General features: G+C 59.1%; 13 protein-coding genes. 9 read left to right on the top strand and 4 right to left on the bottom strand.

Annotated elements, in window-relative coordinates; genetic code table 11:
- Positions 1-1,026 carry an AraC family transcriptional regulator gene (locus IB250_RS13915; protein WP_192344503.1) on the top strand — a complete coding sequence of 342 codons (1,026 nt, stop codon included), beginning with the start codon at positions 1-3 and terminating at the stop codon, positions 1,024-1,026.
- A gap of 77 nt (positions 1,027-1,103) precedes the next feature.
- Here IB250_RS13915 and IB250_RS13920 read toward each other — a convergent pair whose 3' ends face one another.
- Positions 1,104-2,021, bottom strand: a complete 918-nt coding sequence (locus IB250_RS13920) for a LysR family transcriptional regulator (RefSeq protein WP_192344504.1) — start codon at positions 2,019-2,021, stop codon at positions 1,104-1,106.
- Between the two features lie 125 nt (positions 2,022-2,146).
- Between IB250_RS13920 and IB250_RS13925 the strand changes: the two genes are divergently transcribed.
- Both IB250_RS13925 and IB250_RS13930 read left to right on the top strand, forming a co-directional pair.
- Positions 2,147-3,361, top strand: coding sequence for a serine hydrolase domain-containing protein (locus IB250_RS13925; RefSeq protein ID WP_192344505.1), 1,215 nt, complete (start codon positions 2,147-2,149; stop codon positions 3,359-3,361).
- On the top strand, positions 3,358-4,542 hold the full coding sequence (locus tag IB250_RS13930; RefSeq protein WP_192344506.1) for an MFS transporter: 1,185 nt from the start codon (positions 3,358-3,360) through the stop codon (positions 4,540-4,542). Before IB250_RS13925 ends, IB250_RS13930 begins: the two co-directional genes overlap by 4 nt.
- A 19-nt stretch (positions 4,543-4,561) precedes the next feature.
- Here IB250_RS13930 and IB250_RS13935 read toward each other — a convergent pair whose 3' ends face one another.
- Positions 4,562-5,488 carry a LysR family transcriptional regulator gene (locus tag IB250_RS13935; RefSeq protein WP_192344507.1) on the bottom strand — a complete coding sequence of 309 codons (927 nt, stop codon included), beginning with the start codon at positions 5,486-5,488 and terminating at the stop codon, positions 4,562-4,564.
- A gap of 128 nt (positions 5,489-5,616) precedes the next feature.
- On the opposite strand from IB250_RS13935, the gene IB250_RS13940 reads away from it, so the two are divergent.
- From IB250_RS13940 to IB250_RS13965, 6 genes are all read left to right on the top strand, one after another.
- Positions 5,617-5,880: a DUF2798 domain-containing protein gene (locus IB250_RS13940; protein WP_123494915.1), complete on the top strand. Its 264-nt coding sequence runs from the start codon at positions 5,617-5,619 to the stop codon at positions 5,878-5,880.
- 533 nt (positions 5,881-6,413) lie between these two features.
- On the top strand, positions 6,414-7,817 hold the full coding sequence (locus IB250_RS13945) for an MFS transporter (RefSeq protein ID WP_192344508.1): 1,404 nt from the start codon (positions 6,414-6,416) through the stop codon (positions 7,815-7,817).
- 394 nt (positions 7,818-8,211) lie between these two features.
- Complete coding sequence (locus tag IB250_RS13950) at positions 8,212-9,993, top strand: type I secretion system permease/ATPase (RefSeq protein WP_192344753.1); 1,782 nt, start codon at positions 8,212-8,214, stop codon at positions 9,991-9,993.
- Complete coding sequence (locus IB250_RS13955) at positions 9,974-11,287, top strand: HlyD family type I secretion periplasmic adaptor subunit (protein ID WP_192344509.1); 1,314 nt, start codon at positions 9,974-9,976, stop codon at positions 11,285-11,287. Before IB250_RS13950 ends, IB250_RS13955 begins: the two co-directional genes overlap by 20 nt.
- Before the next feature lie 2 nt (positions 11,288-11,289).
- On the top strand, positions 11,290-12,669 hold the full coding sequence (locus IB250_RS13960; protein ID WP_192344510.1) for a TolC family outer membrane protein: 1,380 nt from the start codon (positions 11,290-11,292) through the stop codon (positions 12,667-12,669).
- Positions 12,670-13,206: 537 nt separating this feature from the next.
- On the top strand, positions 13,207-13,950 hold the full coding sequence (locus IB250_RS13965) for a response regulator transcription factor (RefSeq protein ID WP_192344511.1): 744 nt from the start codon (positions 13,207-13,209) through the stop codon (positions 13,948-13,950).
- Positions 13,951-14,108: 158 nt separating this feature from the next.
- On the opposite strand, the gene IB250_RS28700 is transcribed toward IB250_RS13965, so the two are convergent.
- Together IB250_RS28700 and IB250_RS13980 are read right to left on the bottom strand one after the other, a co-directional pair.
- On the bottom strand, positions 14,109-20,057 hold the full coding sequence (locus IB250_RS28700) for a DUF5801 repeats-in-toxin domain-containing protein (protein WP_225603502.1): 5,949 nt from the start codon (positions 20,055-20,057) through the stop codon (positions 14,109-14,111).
- Positions 20,058-20,307: 250 nt separating this feature from the next.
- Entirely contained in the window at positions 20,308-22,995 is a 2,688-nt protein-coding gene (locus IB250_RS13980) for a DUF5801 repeats-in-toxin domain-containing protein (protein ID WP_192344512.1), read from the bottom strand.
- Between the last annotated feature and the right edge of the window lie 200 nt (positions 22,996-23,195).

Raw genomic sequence — 23,195 nt, forward strand, 5'->3', positions numbered from 1 at the left:
ATGCGGGAAACGGATTCGGTGGCGGTTTACTTCATGTACCCCATGATCCATGCACTACGTGAAGAACCGCAGCGTCTGCGGTCAGTGCTTGAGCAAGTGGGAATTGATCCGGCACTGATGGACCAGCCGACGGCACGGGTGCCGGCCACGGCTTTCGCCGCGTTGTGGCTGGTGCAGATTCGAGAGTTGAACGACGAATTTTTCCAGCTGGATTCCCACGGAATGCCACCGGGCAGTTTTGCCTTGATCTGTCGGGCATTGATTCAGGAGCCGACGCTGGAAAAAGCCATGCGTCAGTGTCTGGCCAATTTCGCCCTGTTCCTGAGTGATTTTCGCGGCACGTTGAGTGTGCGTGGCAAGCGTGCGGTCATCAGCTTGCAGACCCGTGCGCAGAACAGCGAGGTCAGCCGGTTGGGCGAAGAAACGTTTCTGGTATTGATGATCAGCCTGCTGTGCTGGCTGGGTGGGCGGCGCATTCCGATCGATCGTGCGGACTTTCGTCATCAGCGTTTGTCGCTGCGTGATGATGCCATGCTCTGGGGGCCCAACCTGACCTTTGGCACCGAACGCACCGAAATCGAGTTCGCCAGTCACTACCTGCGTCTGCCGGTGATTCAAGACCTTGCTTCGTTGAAAGTGTTTTTACGCACCGCACCGCAATGGCTGGTGATCCGCTTCCGCAACCAGCATGGGCTGACCTCGCAGGTTCATCAGCGCCTGCGCCACAGCCATTACAGCGAATGGCCGACCTTGCAGGCCTTCGCCCTGGAACAGCACCTGAGCCCCAGCACCTTTCGCCGCAAACTGGGACGTGAAGGCTGTTCGTATCAGGAGATCAAGGATGAAGTGCGGCGCGCGGTGGCGTTTGACCGGTTGCGCCAGAGCAAGGCGAGCATCAGCGATATTGCCGAGCAGTTGGGGTTTCAGGAGCCGAGTGCGTTCCATCGCGCGTTCAAGAAGTGGACAGGGGAGAGCCCGGGGCGGTATCGGGCGCGGTTTCAGGCATCGGAGGCAATTGATTCATGAATTGCGCTTGCTCGCGATGCGCAGACCCGCGAGCAGTTCCTCCGTGCAATGACGCTGAACACCGGGCCTGTAACGCCTCAATCACTTACTGCTGCGTTGCCACTTCTGAGGCCCGCCGTTGCGCCATCACAAACAAAGTCAATAAACGCTCGTAACTTTGGCGTCAGGTAGCGGCTCGACGGCCATACCACCTGGATGTTCAGTGTGCGCAGCACTTTGTCGTCCAGTATCGACACCAGCGCTCCGGCCGCCAGTGCCTCGCGTACCGCAAACTCCGGGACGCAGGCGATGCCCAGTCCTTGGCGGGCCATGTGGATCAGCATTTCAAGATTATTGCAGACCATCGTGGCCGGTACTTTCAACTCAGTACCTTCGGCAAGCCCCGACAGTGGCCATTTTTCCAGTTTGCCCGTGGAGGGCAGTTTGTAATGCAGACAGTGGTGCTCCTGCAGTTGCTCGACATTCTGCGGGTAGCCGTGGCTGGCAAAGTAACTGGGGGCGCCGACCAGATAGAAGCTGAAGCTGTCGAGTTTCCTGGCCATTAACCGGGAGTCGTGCAACTGGCCAGTGCGCACCACGGCGTCGAAACCTTCCTCGACCACATCCACCAGCCGATCGGTGAAGTCCAGTTCCAGCTGGATGTCTGGATAGTGCTGCATGAATCGTGAGAGCTGCATGAACAGAACGTTGCCCAGCAGCGGCAGGCTGATGCGCAGTTTACCTCGCGGTGTCTCGCTGAAACTGGAGAGTTCCTGCTCGGCGGCTTCCAGTTCGCTGAGCACCCGGCGGCAGCGCTCCAGAAACAACGAGCCTTCACTGGTCAGGTTGATGCTGCGGGTATTGCGATGGAACAGGCGTGCGCCGAGTTTCTCTTCCATGCGCGCGATGCTCTTGCCCACCGCCGAGGCGGAGATCCCCAACAAACGACTGGCTCCAACAAAACTGCGGCTTTCGGCGACCTGCACAAACACCGTGATGCCATTGAGCTTATCCAACACTCACTCCTTTGATTGCGGACAAAAAGGTCCGTAGACCTCGGAATTGTAGCCTCTGTTTCCTGACAACGGCCCCCTCTACTCTCGAGACATCGAGTCATTCATCCAACTATTCAGGCCCGCCAATGTCAGTCAACGAACCGCTCCGCCCATCACAGTCTCTACGCTCGCGCATCGACGCGGTGCTGGAGCAGACCTTGCACGATCAGCGCCTGGTAGGCGCAGTGGTGCTGGTGGCTCACCGCGGCAAGCTCATTTACCAGCGCGCGGCAGGGTTGGCCGACCGCGAGGCGCAGTTACCGATGCGCGAGGATGCCTTGTTTCGGCTGTCTTCGGTATCCAAGCCAATCGTTTCGGTGGCGGCACTGGCGCTGATCGGCCAGGGCAAACTCAATCTGGATGACGACATCAGCCGCTGGCTGCCTTACTTCAAGCCGACCCTGAGCGACGGCCAGCCAGCGACGATCACGGTGCGTCAATTGCTGAGCCATACCGCCGGCTTCACGTATGGTTTTCTGGAAAGCGATCAGGGTGGTCCTTATCGTGACGCCGGTGTGTCCGATGGCATGGAGCGCAGTAACCTGACGCTGGAAGAAAATCTGCGTCGTCTGAGCCACGCGCCCTTGTTGTACAAACCGGGCAGTTCGTGGGGTTATTCGATTGCGACCGATGTCTTGGGCGGCGTGATTGCTGCGGTCACCGGCACCTCGCTGGCCGCCGCAATCGACGCGCTGATCGCCAAGCCATTGGGTTTGCGCGATATCGGTTTCAGCGTGTCCGACGCTAGCCGCCTGAGCCCGGCGTACCTCAACGATCAACCACAGCCGCGGCGCATGAAAGAGCTGGAAGTGGTGCCGGTTTTCGAAGGCACCGCCGGCATCAAGCTGGAGCCGAGCCGGGCCCTCGACCCACAGGCTTTCAACTCCGGTGGTTCGGGACTGATCGGCAGTGCCGGTGAGTTCCTCCAGTTGCTCGAAACCCTGCGCAAAGGCGGGGCGCCGTTGTTGCCTGAAGCGCTGGTGGAAGAAATGGCCACCAACCAGACCGGCGAGCTCGAACTGGAAAACTGGCCCGGTCGCGGTTTCGGTCTGGGCTTTACCGTGCTCAAGGACCCGGCCGCCGCCCAGACGGCCGAGTCGGTGGGCAGCTGGCGATTGGGCGGTGCCTATGGACACTCCTGGTTTGTCGACCCGACCGAGCAACTGACGGTCGTTGCGTTCACCAATACCGCCTTCGAAGGCATGTTCGGACAATTTACCGTCGACCTGTGCAACGCCGTTTATGGGGCGATTAACAGTGACCGCAACAAAGTCGCGGTCCCGCTGGAGTCAGACTCATGAACATGCTCCATCCGATCTACTTTCTCGCTCTGGGTCTGTTTGGCGTTTACACCATTGAGTTTGGCGTGGTCGGAATTCTTCCGGTGATCATCGAGCGCTTCGCGATCAGTGCGTCCCAGGCCGGCCTGTTGGTGGGGCTGTTTGCGCTGATCATTGCGGTTTTCGGCCCGGTTATGGTCTTGCTGCTGTCGCGCTTCAATCGCAAGAAGATCCTGACGATTGCATTGTTCATTTTTGCCGGCACCAGCGTGCTATCGGCCTACGCACCCAACTTTGAATCGCTGATGGTGCTGCGGATCATCCCTGCGTTGTTTCACCCCGTGTACTTTTCCCTGGCCTTTGTCGCGGCCGTTTCGCTGTACCCGCCGCAGGAGTCGACCCGCGCCGCCGCCAAGGCCTTTGTCGGCACCAGCATGGGCATGGTGTTGGGCGTGCCGTTGACGACGCTGATCGCGGCGCAGTTTTCCTATGAAGCGTCGTTTCTATTCTGCGCCGTGGTCAACTGCATTGCCGGTCTGGGGATCATTGCCAAGCTGCCGGACGCGCCCGACAAACAGCGGGTTTCCTATAAAGAGCAACTGGCCATTCTGCGCAAGTTCCCGCTCTGGCTGAACATCACCGCCTCGACGCTGATTTTTGCCGCAATGTTTTCCGTCTACAGCTACTCAGCCGAGTATCTGGCCAAGGAAGCGGGCATGAGCGCGCAGATGATCAGCATCCTGCTGGTGATCTTCGGTATTGGCGGCGTCGCGGGCAATTTGTATGCCGGCAAGCTGATCGGGCGGAACATGGTTCGGACAACCATCCTGCACCCGATCCTGCTGGCCAGTGCCTATGGGCTGTTGTACCTGTTCGCCGGCCCGTCCCTGATGACCATGCTGGTTATCGTGGTGATCTGGGGCGCGACCCATACCAGCGGGCTGATTGTCACGCAGATATGGCTAACCTCCGAAGCGCCGGAAGCACCCGAATTCGCCACCGGCATTTATATCTCGTTCATCAACCTGGGTGTGACCATTGGATCAACGACGGGTGGGTGGTTCCTGGCATGCATGGGCTTGCAGGGCACCCTTTACAGCGGTTTGTTATTTGCCGCGCTGGCCGTGTTGGTGATCGTGGTTAAAGTCCTGTTTTTCAGTGCCGAGCCGCGCAAGGAAGGCGCGCAGATCGCCACGGATTGAGTTGAACTCGTCGTGCGGCTCAGGCGAGCGCATGCGATTGGCTTTGCATCGCTCGTTCAAGAAAATCGATGAACGCGCGCACCTTTGCATTCAAAGCCGATCGCTCGGTGACGCAGGCATAGATGTGCATCGGCTCAGGCTCCGCGCAAGATGTGTTGCGACTGCCCGGCTCGAACAACGGTAGAAGTCGGCCGTTGTCGATCAGTGGCTGAGCGATAAAGCTCGCCAGACGTGCGATCCCGCCGCTGTTTACAGCAATCTGCGCGATAGTATCGATGTCATCGCAGATGAAGCCCGGGTTGACTTTGGCCTCGAAGCGGCTGCCGTTGAGTACAAAGGTCCAGGGCAGAAAACGACCATCCGTTGGATAGCGAAAGACAAGGCAAGTGTGTTGCTTCAGCTCCTCAGGTGTTGTCGGTATGCCCGCGCGGTCGAGATACGCGGGCGCCGCGCAGAATACGAAAGGAAACGAAGCGATATGCCGGACAATGAGCTGATCGTTCAGTTGCGCTTCGATGCGGATACTGACGTCGACGCCCTCCAGCCGATGATCAACGCTGCGATCCGTATTGATCAGTTCGATGTCGATGCGCGGATAGGCGTCCTTGAACGCGGGCATTAATGGCGCGAGTACATGCCGACCAAATGCCGCGGTGGTGGCGATGCAAAGCGGCCCCTGCGGTTTGGTGGCGACCGTGGCAGCTTGCGAGGCGAGATCGATATCGCCCGGGATGTGGCGCACTTTCTCGAAATAGCGAGTGCCGCTTTCGGTGAGCGCCATACTTCGGGTTGTACGAGAGAGCAGGCGCACGCCCAAGTGGGCTTCGAGTCGCGTGATGCTCTGGCTGACCGCTGCGGCGCTCATGCCTTGGGCACGGGCCGCCGCCGCGATGCTGCCGTTTTCTACCACACGGATATAGGTATTGATCAAACCAAGAATATCCATCGGGCCCTCATTCTCGATTCGTTGATTTTGCTTAAGAAAGATTCAAGCGCAACGCGTCTACCGACGCGTTTGGCAGCTTGCTAGGTTAGCCGCTCTTTCGCCACTCAAGATTGACAAGGCTTAAATCGATGTCCGATAGAACAGCTAAAAATACCGTGCGTTTTCGCTTGCCTAAACATGCCACGCCTTACGTCTTTGCTCTTTACATGGCAACGATCATGGCGTTTCTCATGTGTCTCGTCATCACCCTAGCGGAATTCGGAATAGGTGAACATTACATGGAAAATGTGATGAATGCGTACCGGGTGGCAATGCCTTCGGCATTCATCTGCGTGCTCGTCGTGCGCCCATTGGTTGCTCGACTTGTGGCGTGGACCGTGCAGGGCCACTGAGGGAAAGTCACTGCCATAAGGAGGTGGAGCGCAAGTGATCGTATGACTATGGTTGAACCCGGTAGCTTGCCGTCATACCGGGAAATTGAAGGTCCATCGGCCAGCGCTCCGTGGGTTCTCTTGATTTAATCCTGATAATGGCCGGTGTCTCTTTGAGACAGACGGCCATTTTTTCAGATTGACAGCGGGGTAGGGGTATCGATATAAAAAGCACAGTTGTACGACGACAGACGATTAATCGGCTGCTCAACCCTTAACAATAAAAAAAGTGTCGGCCCCCATCATGAACTCAGCCTGTTTTCTCACCTCCCTAAACGCCCCTTCCAAAGATGCAATCCTGGCTGCTGGCATCTGCGCGCAGCACTCCGATTGCATGCGCATCGTTGCACCTGATGATTACTCAAGTTAATCGCAACACCCAGGAGTCTGAATGGCCTTGGCGCGGACCCATCGCGTTGTGGCGATGCTCTACGACAATTGATCTCGCTTAAAACCGAGACTTCATCACCCTAATCCAACAATAAAGTGATGCCATGAATCTGAACGAGCCCCTCAATGCTCAGCGAATCGGCCAGGCTGTCGGCAACTATCGCTGGACTATCTGCGCGCTGTTGTTTTTTGCCACTACCGTCAATTACCTCGACCGCCAGGTATTGAGCCTGTTGGCGCCGGATCTATCGACGCAATTTGGCTGGAGCAATAGCGATTACGCCAACATTGCCTCTGTTTTCCAGTTTGTGTACGCGATTTCCATGCTGTTCGCCGGTCGCGTGGTCGACAAGATCGGCACCAAGACCGCCTATGTGGTAGCGATCTGCATCTGGTCGACCGGCGCGATCATGCACGCCTTTGCGGTGCCGATGGGTGAGGGGATAGGTGCTGTGAGCAGTGCGCTCGGCATTGCCATGATTCCGGTTTCGATCGCAGGCTTCATGGTGTCGCGCGCCGTGCTGGCGATAGGCGAAGCGGGCAACTTCCCGATCGCAATCAAGGCCACCGCAGAATACTTTCCGAAGAAAGAGCGTTCCTTCGCCACCGGCATTTTCAATTCCGGTGCCAATGTGGGCGCGATCCTGGCGCCGATCTGCGTGCCGCTGATCGCCGGTCTGTGGGGCTGGGAAGCGGCTTTCATCGTGATCGGTATGTTGGGCTTCGTTTGGGTGGGCGTCTGGATTGCGCTGTACGAGAAGCCGGAGCAGCAAAAACGCCTCTCGGCGCAGGAACTGGCCTACATCCGCAGCGACCAGGTCGTGCAGGCGGTTACTCGCCCGGTACCGGGTGTTGCCGACAAAAAAGTATCCTGGTTCAAATTGCTGACCTACCGCCAGACGTGGGCTTTTGCTTTCGGTAAATTCATGACCGACGGCGTGTGGTGGTTCTTCCTGTTTTGGCTTCCCACCTATTTGTCGGCGCAATACGGCATGAAAGGCCAGGCCATCGTGATGCCGCTGGCCGTGCTGTACAGCATGACCATGATCGGCAGTATCGGCGGCGGCTGGTTCCCCAGCTATTTCATGTCACGCGGCGACGCGCCGTATGACGGTCGCATGAAAGCCATGCTGGTGATCGCATTCTTTCCATTGCTGGTGTTACTGGCGCAGCCATTGGGTTACATCAGTTTCTGGGTGCCGGTGCTGCTGATTGGCGTGGGCGCGTCGGCGCACCAGGCATGGTCGTGCAACATTTTCACCACGGTGTCTGACATGTTTCCGCAAAAATCCATCGCTTCGGTGGTCGGTATCGGCGGTTTGGCAGGTGGCTTGGGCGGCGTAGTGATGACCAAGATCGGCGGTTGGGTGATCGATCACTACAAACTGATCGGCGATATTCATACCGGCTACATGATCATGTTTGCCATTTGTGCGTTGGCCTATCTGGTGGCATGGAGCGTCATGAAGGCGCTGGTACCACGCCATAAGGAAATCACCGATCTGTAAACGGCTGGCACCCGTCAGCCAGCGAGGGCTACGCACTGCGACGCATTTTGTAGCAGTGCGTGACTTGACCGCCTTCCTCTGAGCCTCAGCCACCCATGTGGTCGACGAAGTCCGGCCTGTCGGTGCCGACTATCGGATTGCCATAAGCGAAGCAAGGCGCACGACGCGCTTGCCCGGCAATCCGCTATTTGGCCAATAACCTGCACCAGAAACCTCTCTCCAGCCCGTGATAAGGGCGACAGCACGTTATAGAGCATCCTGGCTTCGTCGCCGATCGCTTGCGCTCCTCACTGCCGGGTCGTTGTGGGGGAGGAGGCGATCCGGCCAATTGCTGCACACAGTCGTTCGGCATGATCTAAGCTCCAGAAGATGGTTTTTGCGAGCAGGGGTTTCAATGCGGAGCACACCTGAAAACAGCCTGAAAAATGCGTTGAAAGCCTGTAGAGACAGCTTTATTTCTGTTGGTTTTTTCAGCCTTTTCATCAACGCGCTCATGCTCGTTCCCACCTTCTATATGCTTCAGGTGTATGGGCGAGTGATGACCAGCGGAAGCCTGACAACCCTGGCAATGCTGACGCTGATCATGACCGGGCTGATCATCACGCTCGGCTCCCTGGAGTGGATCCGTTCGCGCATCATGGTTCGGGTCAGTACCCGACTGGATGTGTTGCTGAGTCGCCAGGTCTATAAGGCCAGTTTCAAGCGGGCGCTGGACAGCGGTGGTATGGATGCCTCGGCCCAGTCGCTCAACGACCTGACGGGTTTGAGACAGTTTCTCTCCGGTAATGGTTTGTTCGCCTTTTTCGATGCGCCCTGGCTGCCTATCTACATCGCCGTGATGTTCATGTTTCACCCTTGGTTTGGCTGGGTAGCGACGGGCAGTGCGCTGCTGTTGTTAATGCTCGCGTTTATCAATGAGAGGCTGACGGGGCCGACGCTGGCCCAGGCTAACAAGGAACATATCGGCGCGACGCTCTACACCACGAAAAATCTGCGCAACGCTGAAGTCATCGAGTCCATGGGCATGCTTGAAACCCTGATGGACCGTTGGGGGCATCGTCAAAGAAACGTCCTGTTGCTGCAGGCCCAGGCGAGCGACAGAGGTGCCATAATCAGCACGCTTTCCAAGACCTTCCGGATCCTGGTGCAATCACTGATCCTTGGCCTGGGGGCATACCTGGCCGTGGACCATCAAGTGGGGGCAGGCCTGGTGTTTGCCGGGGCCGTGCTGCTAGGGCGTGCATTGGCCCCCATCGATCTGATCATCGGCAGTTGGAGGGGCTTTATTGCGGCTCGCTCGCAATATGGCCGTCTCAACGACATTCTCGACAAACAACAGGCCCAGCCCGAGCGTATGTCATTGCCTGCGCCTCAGGGGCACGTGCAGGTGGAGAACCTGGTCGTCGCGGCCCCTGGTTCGAGAACCCCGATCATCAACAACATGAGTTTCAGCGTACCTGCCGGCTGTGTTGTCGGCATCATCGGTCCCAGCGCCGCGGGTAAATCGACCCTGGCCAGGGCATTGATGGGGGTATGGGCACCGCTGCATGGCGTGGTCCGGCTCGATGGCGCGGACATCAGCGCGTGGGATAAAGATGAACTTGGACCGTATATAGGTTACTTGCCCCAGGACATTGAGCTGTTCGAAGGCAGCATCAGCGAGAACATTGCCCGCTTCGCCGAGGTCGACTCGGTAAAAGTCATTCAGGCTGCCAGGACCGCTGGCGTTCACGAAATGATTTTGCAATTGCCCGATGGCTACGACACCGTCATCGGCAGTGAAGGCCTCACGCTGTCGGGAGGGCAGCGCCAGCGCATCGGACTGGCCCGCGCCCTGTATGGCAGCCCGCGACTGATTATTCTCGACGAGCCCAACTCCAATCTTGACGAAGTCGGCGATCGCGCCTTGGTGGCAGCCATCCAGCAGATCAAGCAGAGCGGCGCGACCCTGTTTGTCATTACCCACCGAACCAACATCGTGTCGCAACTGGACCGGCTCATGGTGATGAACGCAGGGGCTATCAGTCTTTATGGACCACGCGAGCAAGTGCTCGCCGAACTCGCGCAGAAACAGCAGGCACAAAAGCACGCCATGTCGGCAGGCGCCACCATGGCTTCGGTCAAAACCAGCAAGGGCGATGCCGATGAACCCTACGATGCCCAGTCGTCAAATTGAAAGCTTCGCCGGCCTGCCGATATCTGATCGTAAAGCACGCCGCCTGGGCATTGGTATTGTAGGGGTGACCTTCGGCCTGTTCGGCACCTGGGCGGCGCTTGCACCCCTGGACGGTGCCGCTTACGCGCCGGGGGTGGTCACCGTGCAGACTTACCGCAAAACGGTCCAGCATCCTGAAGGCGGCATCGTCAAAGCGGTACTGGTCCATGACGGTGACATCGTCAAGCGTGGTGATCCGCTGATCATTCTTGATGATGCCCAGTTGCGCTTCGAATACGAGATGACCCGAGGCCAGCTGGTCGCCACCAGAGCCATGGAGGCAAGACTCAGGGCCGAGCGCGACACACAGTCGGCGATCAGTTTTGGGGAGATAGCCGATCCCGCCAGTCTGCGAGGCGTGGAGGCGCGTCAGGGCGAGACCCAGGTATTCAACGCCCGGCAAGGCTCGCGGCTGGGTCAGATCTCGGTGTTGCGCGAACGCATTGGCCAGTTGAGTCAACAGATCAAGGGACTGGAATCGATGATTGCTGCCAAGGTTCATCTGGAGAAATCCTACAGCGGTGAAATCGTTGAATTGACCGACCTGCTCAAGCAAGGGTTCGTTGACAAACAACGTCTGCTCGATCAGGAACGCAAGCTGGGGATGCTCAGGTCGGAGGTGGCTGATCACCGGTCCGCTATTAACAAGACTCGTCTGCAGATCAACGAAACACAGTTGCAGATTCTGCAAATCGACAAGGATTTCAATACCGAGGTGGTCAAGGAGCTGGCCGAGGTTCAGACGAAGATGTACGACCTGCAAGAGAAAACCTCGTCCCTGGAAGACCGGCTCAGTCGTATCGTCATCCGCGCACCCGACGCGGGCATGGTGATTGGCATGACCGTGCACACCATCGGTGGTGTGGTAAGCCCCGCGACGCCGCTGCTGGATATCGTTCCATCGGTTTCCGAGCTGGTCATAGAGGCCCAGGTGGCGCCGGTGGATATTGATCGTATCGGCATCGGCAAACGGGCCGATATCCGTTTCGGCGCGTTCAAAAGCTCGACCACGCCGGTGATCGAAGGCGAGGTCAGCAGCGTATCGGCTGACCGGCTGGTCAACGAAAAGGCCGGGACGGCCTATTACCTGGCGCGGGTCCGGGTAACAGAGGAGGGCGTGCGCACCTTGGGTGAGCGCAAATTGTTGCCGGGGATGCCGGCGGACGTATTAATCATCACCGGGCAACGCACGTTGTTGCAGTACTTGATGCAGCCTGCTCGCGATGCCATGGCTCAATCGATGATCGAGGAATGACCATGAGCGCGTCGGCAGTTCTGCTGGGCGGTGTGTTCATGCTTGCGGGGGGGGCCGCTCTGGCGCAAACCATTGCGGCCACGCCGACCGGTGTCAGTGCCTCGACATTTTCCACCGACCTCATGCAGTTGTACCGTGAGTCGAGGCTGGAAGATCCGCGGGTATTGGCCTCCTATGCGCAAGCGCAGGCGGGTAAGGAGCATCAGCGCGAGGCTATGGGGGCGCTGTTCCCGCAGGTCTCGCTCAATGCCGGGACGAATCGGATTCATCAGGAGAGCGATCTGGTGCAGCGCAGTTACGATAGCGAAAACTACAGCTTGGTGCTGCGTCAGTACCTCTACAACAAGGCCGCGTGGGAGAACTACCAAAAATTCAAAAGCCTGGCCAAGCAGTCCGAATCGCAAGCGCTGGATGCTCAGGCCGAGGCCACAGTGGACCTGGCACAGCGTTACTTCACCGCGCTGGCCGCCGAAGATGAACTGGAGTTGGTGAGGGCGGAGCGTCGAACCACGCAAAAGAGTCTGGACCGAGTCAATGCGTTGTATGAGAAGCAGCTGGCAATGATTACTGATCAGCTCGACCTCAAGGCCCGGGTCGATTTGCTGGCGGCGCAGGAACTGGATGCCCAGAACCAGGCCAGTATCAGTCGCGAGGCACTGGCGGAGATCGTCGGCCGGCCGGTCAAGGAGAAGCTCAACCGGATTCGCGATGACGTGCAACTACGGGTTTCGGCGCAGAGCCTGGAAACCTGGGTGCGCGAGGGTATAGCGCTAAACCCGGCGCTCAAGGCCAACGAAAGCGGTGTGGAAGCCGCGGGCGCTGCGTTGCGCAGCGGCAAGGGCGGGCACTATCCGACCCTGAGCCTCACGCTCAGCGCGCAGCAGACCAACGAGGGCTATAACAATACCCTGGCGCCACGCACCGACAGCTATGTCGCCGGGATTGGCGTTCAGGTGCCGCTGTATAGCGGCGGCTCGACCTCAGCGCGGGTCCGTGGGCTCTACCAGGATCAGATTACCGCCGAGCAGGAACTGGAAGCGATCCGGCGCCGGGTGGTCAAGGAGATCACCAGCGCTTACCTGACCGCCAATTCGAGCGGAGAAAAGATCAGCGCGAGCCGAAACGCCCTGGCCTCGGCACAGCTGTCCAGAGTGGCCGCAGAGAAAGCGCTCGATTACGGAATGGTCAATGCCGTCGATGTACTGACCAGCGTACGCAACGAATTCCGGGCGCGTCGTGACCTGCTCAAGACGCAATACGAATTCATCACGAATGTCCTCACGCTCAATCGTTGGGCGGGCAAGCTGCCTGCCGAAAGTGTCGAAAGCGTTAATGGCTGGTTGAGCTCCGGCAGCTCCAGCCAAAACTTCACATCCCCCTGATCCTGCCGCAACACCCACTGTGTCGCCGATAAATTGACGCCAATATCGCGGTTACGCCTGCGTGCAAACCATTTGTCGGTTAATTGACGATTTCGATCGAGGTCAGACTTGATCGCAGGTCGGCCAAGGTAAGCCTAAGATATTAATTATAAAGGGATAAATGAGCGCTTTTGACAGCGGCCGGGCTACCCGCATGAGGCGTGAGTCGACGACTGGCGAATGGGCGTGCTGGCAGTGTGCTGGTCTGGCCTAGACTCAGTTGAACAGATCGAGGGAGCACGTCATCACGCGCAAGTGATTGATGATTATTCCTATTTATGTTGCCTCGATGGCTTTGCCCGGCTTTCGGAAACGCCCGCAACCCCTGCTTGTCGAACCAGTGGAAGGGGCCAAAAAAAATGAATACCCGGGCAGGCACCGTTAAGGCCTGTCGGCGTTCGCATCTGTCCTTCGATCACGATGGGCAGGTGAGCGAGCTGCTGATTCAGGAAGGCCAAGGGAGGGAGGTCATTAATTCTTCAAGGGAGTCAGGAAAATATGACGACCCACAAAAAAACAATACGCGTGATGCTGATCGATTGTCGTCCCCTCGTTCTCATGGGTCTTCAAGACTTGATCAATGCCAGGAAGCCTCAGATGGAAGTGAGCGGCCAGGCCACCACCTATACCAATGCGCTGGATCTTGCCGATCAGTTGCGCCCCAATGTGATTTTTTTCAGTTTTTTTCCAGATGCGTTGAACCCTTTGGAGGTCGTTGCGGGACTCACCCGCAACGCCGAAATGAAAGTGCTGGTGCTCAAGGGTTTGTACGAAGCCATCCCCGTTGCCCAGGCAATAGAGGCGGGCGCACGGGGCATCGTGCTGGCGGAAGACCCGACAGAATCGATCATCCAGGCCATTATCACAGTCCATCATCGCGACACCGGACTGGATAGAGCCTGGGCCGGTGGGCTTTCCGGCTATGCCGCGACCGGGAATATCCATTTGAAATGCAATCTGGAGCAGGCAAAACAGGCGCGGCTGACGCTACGCGAGAGGGAATTGATTCGCGCCATTGTCGGGGATCCGTCCGCCAAATACATGAGCATCGCCGGGCGTCTGGGCATCAGTGAACACACCGTGCACAACCACCTCAGCAACATCTATCAAAAGCTTAATCTGATCAACCGTATCGATTTGCTGATGTATGCGCTGAAGCACGGGCTCACCAACAACGAAAAACCACCCGAGTCCACGTGGGTGGAGCTGGATTTGGTTTCACGTCAAAAAAAGACGTTTTGACACCCTCTGGCGTGCCTGGGTCGACACTGTATCGCCGTCCTTGTCGGTGGCCTGCCACAGGGTACCCAGTTTGATGCGAACGTGCGGATCGCCCATTGGAAGTGCAAAAAAATGCGAGGACGGCTTGCGCCACCCTCGCATCTTTTTACAAGCGTTTCTCAGACGCTGCCGTAAACAATGTCGCTACTCAGAAGATCGACCCCGACCAAGGTGATGGTCGTGACTTGTCCGCCCGTTTCGGCAACCGTCACGATGCTGTCTGCGCCGGTGTTGTCGATCGATTGGACAACCGCGCTCTGGTCGCCGTTGAGTACCAGTGTGTCTCGCAGGCTTGCGTTCGCATCGAAGCCGGTAACCTGGTACAGGTTCTCATCGACTGACAAGTCGATGTTGAAGGCATCACGTTCACCGCCCGTGCCCGCCAGCGAGAAGTCGAAGGTGCCGGACAAGTCGTTGGCGAACAGGTTGGCGTCGAACGTACTCGTCGCCGAGTCCCCATCCTTGTCGGTCAGCGTCGCGTTGAACGTCAGCTGGACATCGCTGGCCAGGCTCTCGGTCTCGTGGATGAACTGGATCGTCGGGATCTTGATCTCGCCTCGGGCCATCGTGAGCTGAACAGCGTCGATCAGATTCGTGCCATCGCTCTCAATGAGGAAGGATACCTGTCCGCCTGCCTCCGGAGTCAGGGAGTTCACTTCGATGAGATTCGAGAACGTGCCATCCTCGTAGAAGGCCCTGTAGTACAGGTCCTCTGTCGCCGTGTTGTAACCTCCCACGGAGTTGTCGATGAAGACCCTCATGCCCGTCAGCAAGCTTTCCGGATTGACGACGAAACTTTCATCGGCAGCGCCGATTGCCGCCAGGTTGTCTCCCTGGAACAGGTTATTGGCGACGCCGATGCCGGCGGTGCTGACGTTCATGGCCCTCGGGTCGATGTACGAGGGCAGGGGGTTGGTCTGTAGCGTTGTTTCGGTGGGGTCGGGTTCTCCAAGCCCGATTCCGCTCAGGATGTCCGAAGTCGACGCAAGCGCCTTCGCGGTAAAGAACACAATCTCCTCAGATGGCGAAGGAATAGTCGGTGGATCCTGCTCTGGAATTAACAATGTGCGCACTGGATCCGGGCCACCGGCACCGAGCGCGCCGTCGGCAGTGCTGAGCACGATCTCTGAACTGAAGCCTTGCACCAGATCCAGTGCATAGCGGCCATCGGCATAGGCGGTCAGCGTGTAGTCGACGCTGGTATCCGCCGTGGCGGCGTTGTTGTCGAAATCACCGGTTAACGTCCCGGCGAATTGGTACGCACCACTGCCGTCCGGTGAGGGCGACTGCTCGGTGAGCGTGGCGGTCCCGGTCGTGGTCGTGTTGTCTGGTCTGACGAGGGTGAACGAGCTATTCACCGAAATATCCAGACCGGCCGCACCCAGCCCGTCGGCGCCCGCCGAATTGTCCCAGAAGCCGAATTGCGGCAGGACGCTACCGGTGCCGATCAGGTTCCCGAATGCAAGTGATGGGCCGTCGTCTTCGAACACCAGGTTCTGGCCGATGTTGAGGGTTGCCTGAGCACTATCACCGTCTTTGTCAGTTGCGGTCCCTATCAGCGTCACCAGATTGTCCGCCGACAGCGTCGTCGAATCATCGGGATTGGTGGCGTCGGGATGCACCACGGCGCGCAGCTGGTCGAGGGTGACGTCACCGTTGGCGGCGACGCTGACCGTGAACACCAGCAGGTTGGTGGTGGCCGTACGGCCTTCCACCACGGTGCCATTGAGCGACAGGTTCACTGCCTCGCCGGTGGCCGTGTCGGTCAGCCCGGAAGCCCCCGCCGTCATGCCCAACGCATAGGTCAGCGTGCCCGCGCCATCAGCGCCAAACGCGGAGCTGAAGTTGGCGGTAAAGCTCTGGGTGGCGTTGGTCGCCAGTACCGTTTCGTCGACCGTCAGTATTGGCTCGGTGCCGGTGGTGTGGATGCTCGGTCCATCGTCCTCGAACACCAGGTTCTGGCCGATGTTGAGGGTCGCCTGGGCACTGTCACCGTCCTTGTCGGTGATGGTTGCGGTCAGGGTTACCAGATCGTCCGAGCTCAGGCTCGTCGCATCATCAGGGTTGGTGGCATCGGGATGCACCACGGCGCGCAGCTGGTCGAGGGTGACGTCACCGTTGGCGGCGACGCTGACCGTGAACACCAGCAGGTTGGTGGTGGCCGTGCGGCCTTCGACTACACCGCCGTTGAGCGACAGGTTGACTGCCTCGCCGGTGGCCGTGTCGGTCAGCCCCGAAGCACCGGCCGTCATGCCCAGCGCATAGGTCAGCGTACCAGCGCCATCAGCGCCAAACGCCGAGCTGAAGTTGGCGGTAAAGCTCTGGGTGGCGTCGGTCGTCAACACCGTTTCGTCTACCGTCAGTATTGGCTCGGTGCCGGTGGTGTGGATGCTCGGTCCGTCGTCCTCGAACACCAGGTTCTGGCCGATGTTGAGGGTTGCCTGGGCACTGTCGCCGTCCTTGTCGGTGATGGTGGCCGTCAGCGTTACCAGATCGTCCGAGCTCAGGCTCGTCGCATCATCGGGATCAGTGGCATCGGGATGCACCACGGCGCGCAGCTGGTCGAGGGTGACGTCACCGTTGGCGGCGACGCTGACCGTGAATACCAGCAGGTTGGTGGTGGCCGTGCGGCCTTCGACTACACCGCCGTTGAGCGACAGGTTGACTGCCTCGCCGGTGGCCGTGTCGGTCAGCCCCGAAGCACCGGCCGTCATGCCCAACGCATAGGTCAGCGTGCCGGCGCCATCAGCGCCGAACGCCGAGCTGAAGTTGGCGGTAAAGCTCTGGGTGGCGTCGGTCGCCAGCACCGTTTCGTCGACCGTCAGCGTAGGCTCGGTGCCGGTGGTGTGGATGCTCGGTCCATCGTCCTCGAACACCAGATTCTGGCCGATGTTAAGCGTCGCCTGGGCACTGTCACCGTCCTTGTCGGTGATGGTTGCGGTCAGGGTTACCAGATCGTCCGAGCTCAGGCTCGTTGCATCATCGGGATCGGTGGCATCGGGATGCACCACGGCGCGCAGCTGGTCGAGGGTGACGTCACCGTTGGCGGCGACGCTGACCGTGAACACCAGCAGGTTGGTGGTGGCCGTGCGGCCTTCGACCACGGCGCCGTTGAGCGACAGGTTCACCGCCTCGCCGGTGGCCGTATCAGTCAGTCCTGAGCCGCCCGCGACCACGTCCAGCGCATAGGTCAGCGTACCGGCGCCATCAGCGCCAAACGCGGAGCTGAAGTTGGCAGTAAAGCTCTGGGTGTCGTTGGTCGCCAGCACCGTTTCGTCGACCGTCAGCGTAGGCTCGGTGCCGGTGGTGCTGATGCTCGGTCCATCGTCCTCGAACACCAGATTCTGGCCGATGTTAAGCGTCGCCTGGGCACTGTCACCGTCCTTGTCGGTGATGGTTGCGGTCAGGGTGACCAGATCGTCCGAGCTCAGGCTCGTCGCATCATCGGGATCAGTGGCGTCGGGATGCACCACGGCGCGCAGCTGATCGAGGGTGACGTCACCGTTGGCGGCGACGCTGACCGTGAACACCAGCAGGTTGGTGGTGGCCGTGCGTCCTTCGACCACGGCGCCGTTGAGCGACAGGTTGACTGCCTCGCCGGTGGCCGTATCGGTCAGCCCCGAAGCCCCCGCCGTCACGCCCAGCGCATAGGTCAGCGTGCCGGCGCCATCAGCGCCAAACGCCGAGCTGAAGTTGGCGGTAAAGCTCTGGGTGGCGTCGGTCGCCAGTACCGTTTCGTCGACCGTCAGCGTCGGTTCGTCGCCGGTGGTGTGGATGCTTGGTCCGTCGTCCTCGAACACCAGGTTCTGGCCGATGTTGAGGGTTGCCTGGGCACTGTCACCGTCCTTGTCGGTGATGGTCGCCGTCAGCGTTACCAGATCGTCCGAGCTCAGGCTCGTTGCATCATCGGGATCGGTGGCATCGGGATGCACCACGGCGCGCAGCTGGTCGAGGGTGACGTCACCGTTGGCGGCGACGCTGACCGTGAACACCAGCAGGTTGGTGGTGGCCGTGCGGCCTTCGACCACGGTGCCGTTGAGCGACAGGTTGACTGCTTCGCCGGTGGCGGTGTCGGTCAGTCCGGAAGGGCCGGCCGTCGCGCCCAGTGCATAGGTCAGCGTACCGGCGCCATCAGCGCCAAACGCCGAGCTGAAGTTGGCGGTAAAGCTCTGGGTGGCGTCGGTTGTCAGCACCGTTTCGTCTACCGTCAGCGTCGGTTCGTCGCCGGTGGTGTGGATGCTTGGTCCGTCGTCCTCGAACACCAGGTTCTGGCCGATGTTGAGGGTCGCCTGGGCACTGTCGCCGTCCTTGTCGGTGATGGTGGCCGTCAGCGTTACCAGATCGTCCGAGCTCAGGCTCGTCGCATCATCGGGATCAGTGGCATCGGGATGCACCACGGCGCGCAGCTGGTCGAGCGTGACGTCACCGTTGGCGGCGACGCTGACCGTGAATACCAGCAGGTTGGTGGTGGCCGTGCGGCCTTCGACTACACCGCCGTTGAGCGACAGGTTGACTGCCTCGCCGGTGGCCGTATCGGTCAGCCCGGAAGCCCCCGCCGTCATGCCCAGCGCATAGGTCAGCGTGCCGGCGCCATCAGCGCCAAACGCCGAGCTGAAGTTGGCGGTAAAGCTCTGGGTGGCGTCAGTTGTCAGGACCGTTTCGTCTACTGTCAGTATTGGCTCCGTGCCGGTGGCGCTGACGCTTGGTCCGTCGTCTTCGAAGATCATCTTGGAGCCGATTTCGGCGATCGTAGTAGAGGTATCGCGCAGCGTGAAGCCACCGATATCAAAATCGGCGTGGTCATTGCCCCTGGCATCGACGGCCGCCCCGTTCTCGATGAGTACGCGGTTGTGATCCGCCGTTGTGGTGTACTCAATCTGGTAGCCGGCCAGAACGCCGGTGATGGTTGCAACCCCACCAGAAAAGCTGATGTTAATGGCCGGATCATTCACCGAACCGTCTGAATTCTCGATCACCTGCCCGGTGCTGATGTTGGTGACGAGCACATTGGTGATAGCAACCGCCGTATCACCTGTATAGCCGTTGACGAAGTTCACGCCAGGTTCAGCAGCGGTGTTGAATGCGCTGATTTTGACCACCGCACTCTTGCCGCCTTGCAACTGCACGACGTCGAAACTGGCCGACGTCGAATTGAAGACGCCGGTAAAGTCGATGTTGGATTCAACATCGGCTTCGGTCTGACTCAGGTTGGGAACAGTCACATCCTGCCTGGCGCCCGTGACGAACGAAAAGCGGATGCCTTCCTGTTCCGTAATCATCTGGTTGTTGGTGCCGATGGTGGTCGGGCCACCACCCTGGCTGGTATTGATTGTGTCGCCAGTGTTGATATTGGCGCCGCTCGACTGGTCAGCGGGGTTCTTGCCGGTGGCGATGATGGTGGTATCCGTGATCCGTACGACACCATCGACCGTTTCAGTTGTCGGGTCCGCTTTCGTGAACATCAAAAAGAGGTTCTGACCGGAGGGCGCACCGGCGAGACTGAATCCCTGGTCCTGGGTAGCTCCGATGAACACCTTATCCAGCAGATTGAGCGAATCATCGGGGTTTGTAGCATCTGGATGCTTGAGCGGTTGGTATTCCACGGTCCAGATCTTGCCGCCGGTGACCGGCGATCCGGTTTCTTCAATGTAGGCCGCGAACACGATCGCGCCATCGGCGCCCCCGGCTCGGCCCACAAGGATGTTGTTGTTCGTATCGGTATAGAGAAGGATGCTGGTGCCATCAAGGGTGTCCAGTCCGCTGTCCACGCCATTGAGGGGGGCGCCAGCGCTGTCGACGAAGCGGATATCGGTAATGCTTCCTCCGCCGGTGAAGGTGAACGCATTGGTGCCCGTGTTGCCCGCGGCACCGGTATAGCCACTCAAGGCCGCACCCGTTGCGGTACCGGCTCCAAGTGCGGTCAAACGGGTAGAGAAGGAAGCGGGCAGGGATGCCACCAGAATGTCGTTGTCGTCAGCGTCTCCTGCAGGGGTTGGCGTGGCGGTGGCGTTCTGTAACCCGGCCGTTTCGTCTAGCACAACGTCCTCGCCGGTGATTGCAATAGCCATGATATTTCTCCCGAGCAATTGCGGTCATGAGGTCTGACCATTGACCTCTACAACTATGACCAAGCGCCGGGAATTGCGCATCGGCCGATACTCCCAAGCGGGGTGGGAGTTTCGGCCTAGTGGTCCTCGTTGGTGGTCTGCTGCAGGGTGCCCAGGGTGATGCGAGCGTGCGGATCTCCTATTGGAACTGCAAAAAAACAATGCGAGGGTAGTTTGCGCCACCCTCGCATCCTTTCACGCGCGCGACGCCTCAGACGCTGCCCATAACGATGTCGTTGCTAGTCAGAAGATCAACCCCGACCAAGGTGATGGTCGTGACTTGTCCGCCCGTTTCGGTGACCGACACAATGCTGTCTGAGCCGCTGTTGTCAATCTGGACAACCGCGTTCTGGTCGCCGTTGAGCACCAGCGTATCTCGCAGGTCTGCGCCCGCATCGAAGCCGGTGACCTGGTACAGGTTCTCGGTGAATGACAAGTCGACGTTGAAGGCATCACGCTCACCGCCCGTACCCACCAGCGTGTAGTCGAAGGAACCGCCCAAGTCGTTGGCGAACAGGTTGGCGTCAAACGTACTTGATGCCGAGTCCCCATCTCTGTCCGTCACCGTCGCATTGAACGACAGCTGGATATCGCTGGCCAGACTCGCGGTTTCCTGAATGAACTGGATCACCGGGATCTTGATAGTGCCTCGGCCCATCGTGAGCTGAACAGCGTCGATCAGCGTCGTGCCGTCTTGCTCAATGAGGAAGGACACCTGTCCACCGGGCTCTGGAGTCAGGGTATTCACCTCGATGAGGTTCGAAGTCGTGCCATCCTCATAGTAGATCTTGTAGTACAGGTCCTCGGTCGCGGTGTTGTAACCCGCTACAGAGTTGTCGATGAAGACCTTCATGGCCGTCACCAGGCTCTCCGGATTGACGACGAAACTTTCATCGGCGGCGCTGATTGCCGCCAGGTTGTCTCCCTGGAAAACGTTATTGGCGACGCCGATGCCGGACGTGCTGACGTTCATGGCCCTTGAGTCGATGTACGAGGGCAGGGGGTTGGTCTGTATCTGGGCTTCGGTGGGGTCGGGTGCTCCAAGCCCGATACCGGTCAGGATGTCCGAAGTCGACGCAAGCGCCTTCGCGGAAAAGAACACAACCTCCTCGGATGCCGAAGGAATGGTCGGGTCACTCGTCTTCGGAATTAACAAGGTGCGCACTGGATCCGGGCCGCCGGCACTGAGCGAGCCATCGGCAGTGCTGAGCACGACCGTCGAACTGAAGCCTTGCACCAGATCCAGTACATAGCTGCCATCGGCCAAGGCACTCAGCGTGTAGTCGATGGTGGTATCGTCCGTTCCGGCGTTGTTGTCGAAATCGCCGGTCAACGTCCCGGCGAACTGGTACGCGCCATTGCCGTCCGGTGAGGGCGATAGCTCGTCAAGTGTGGCGGTCCCGGTCGTGGTGGTGTTGTCTGGCCTGACGAGGGTGAACGAGCTATCCACCGAAATATCCAGACCGTTCGCATCCAGCCCGTCGGCGCCGGCCGAATGACTCCAGTACCCGGTTTGTGGCAGGACGCTGCCGGTGCCGATCAGGTTGCCAAAGGCGAGTGCAGGGCCGTCATCTTCGAAAAGCATCTTGGAGCCGATTTCGGCAGTCGAAACTGCGGTTTGGAGCAGCGTGAAACCACCGATATCAAAGTCGGCGTGGGTATTGCCCCTGGCGTCGAGGGCCGCGCCGTTCTCGACGAGCACTCGGTTGTGATCCGACGCTGTGGTGTATTCAATCTGGTAGCCGGCTTTAACGCCAGTGATGGTTGCAACCCCGTCAGTAATGCTGATGACAAGGGCCGGATCAGTCACCAATACGCCTGAATTGAAGACGCGCACATTTGTGATGGCAACCGGCGTATCGTTCGCATAGCCGTTGATGAAATCCTCGCCAGGTTCAGCAGCGGTGGTGAATGCGCTGATTGTTACCACGGCACTCTTGCCGCTTTGCAACTGCACGACCTCGAAGCTGGCCATCTTCGCGTTGAAGACGGCGGTAAAGTCGATGTTGGATTCAACATCTGCTTCGGTCGGACTCAGGTTGGGAATGGTCACATCCTGCCTGGCACCGGTGACGAACGAAAAGCGGATGCCATCCTGTTCCGTAATCATCTGACTGTTGGTGCCGAAGGTGGTCGGGTTAGCCGCCTGGCTGGTAATGATCGTGTCGCCAGTGTTGATATTGGCGCCGCTTGACTCGTCTGCGGGGTCTTTACCGGTGGCGATGATGGTGGGATCCGTGATCCGCAAGACACCACCGTCGTCGACAACTGTCGGGTTCGTCTTCGTGAACATCAGGAAGAGGTTCGCACCGGAAGGCACACCGGCCAGGCTGAATTCCAGGTCCTGACTGGTTCCGACGAATACCTTATCCAGCAGATTGAGTGAATCATCGGGGTTCGTATCATCTGGATGCTGGAGCGGTTGGTACTCCACGGTCCAGATCTTGCCGCCCGAGACCGGCGATCCGGTTTCTTCGATATAGGCGGCGAACACGATCGCGCCGGTAGCGCTCCCGGCGCGGCCCAGAAGGATGTTGTTGTTCGTATCCGTATAGAGAAGGATGCTGGCGCCATCGAGGGTAAACAGTCCGCTGTCCGCGCCATCAAGCGGTGCGCCATCGCTGTCGACGAAGCTGATGTCGGTAATGCTGGCTCCACCGGTGACGGTGAACGCATCGCTGCCCGTGTCGCCCACGTCACCGGTATAGCCACTCAAGGCCGCACCCGTTGCGGTACCGGCATTCAGTTCGGTCAAACGGGTTGAGAAGTCCGAGGGCAGGGACGCCACCAGAATGTCGTTGTCGTTAGCGTCCTCCGCAGGGGTTGGAGTGGCGGTAGCGTTCTGTAACCCGGCCGTTTCGTCCAGCGTAACGTCCACGCCGGTGATTCCAATAGCCATGATCTTTCTCCAGAGCAATTGCGGTCATCGAGGCCTGACCGTTGACCTATCGCTGCAACTATGGCTAAGCGCCGGGGATCGCGCATCGGCCAATACTCCCAAGCGGGATGGGAGTTTCAGACTACTTGGATGGGGGAACAGCACGAGGGCGTGAAGGAACGGTGCCGCCTATTCCGTTTGTGAATGAGGACATGCCGCAA

The organism is Pseudomonas sp. PDM09 (assembly GCF_014852305.1).
Lineage (GTDB): Bacteria > Pseudomonadota > Gammaproteobacteria > Pseudomonadales > Pseudomonadaceae > Aquipseudomonas.

Bases quoted from the DNA above. Each gene is read 5' to 3' on its own strand.
- IB250_RS13915 (WP_192344503.1), top strand. From the start codon at position 1: ATGCGGGAAACGGATTCGGTGGCGGTTTACTTCATGTACCCCATGATC.
- IB250_RS13925 (WP_192344505.1), top strand. From the start codon at position 2,147: ATGTCAGTCAACGAACCGCTCCGCCCATCACAGTCTCTACGCTCGCGC.
- IB250_RS13930 (WP_192344506.1), top strand. From the start codon at position 3,358: ATGAACATGCTCCATCCGATCTACTTTCTCGCTCTGGGTCTGTTTGGC.
- IB250_RS13935 (WP_192344507.1), bottom strand. From the start codon at position 5,488: ATGGATATTCTTGGTTTGATCAATACCTATATCCGTGTGGTAGAAAAC.
- IB250_RS13940 (WP_123494915.1), top strand. From the start codon at position 5,617: ATGTCCGATAGAACAGCTAAAAATACCGTGCGTTTTCGCTTGCCTAAA.
- IB250_RS13945 (WP_192344508.1), top strand. From the start codon at position 6,414: ATGAATCTGAACGAGCCCCTCAATGCTCAGCGAATCGGCCAGGCTGTC.
- IB250_RS13950 (WP_192344753.1), top strand. From the start codon at position 8,212: ATGCGGAGCACACCTGAAAACAGCCTGAAAAATGCGTTGAAAGCCTGT.
- IB250_RS13955 (WP_192344509.1), top strand. From the start codon at position 9,974: ATGCCCAGTCGTCAAATTGAAAGCTTCGCCGGCCTGCCGATATCTGAT.
- IB250_RS13960 (WP_192344510.1), top strand. From the start codon at position 11,290: ATGAGCGCGTCGGCAGTTCTGCTGGGCGGTGTGTTCATGCTTGCGGGG.
- IB250_RS13965 (WP_192344511.1), top strand. From the start codon at position 13,207: ATGACGACCCACAAAAAAACAATACGCGTGATGCTGATCGATTGTCGT.
- IB250_RS28700 (WP_225603502.1), bottom strand. From the start codon at position 20,057: ATGGCTATTGCAATCACCGGCGAGGACGTTGTGCTAGACGAAACGGCC.
- IB250_RS13980 (WP_192344512.1), bottom strand. From the start codon at position 22,995: ATGGCTATTGGAATCACCGGCGTGGACGTTACGCTGGACGAAACGGCC.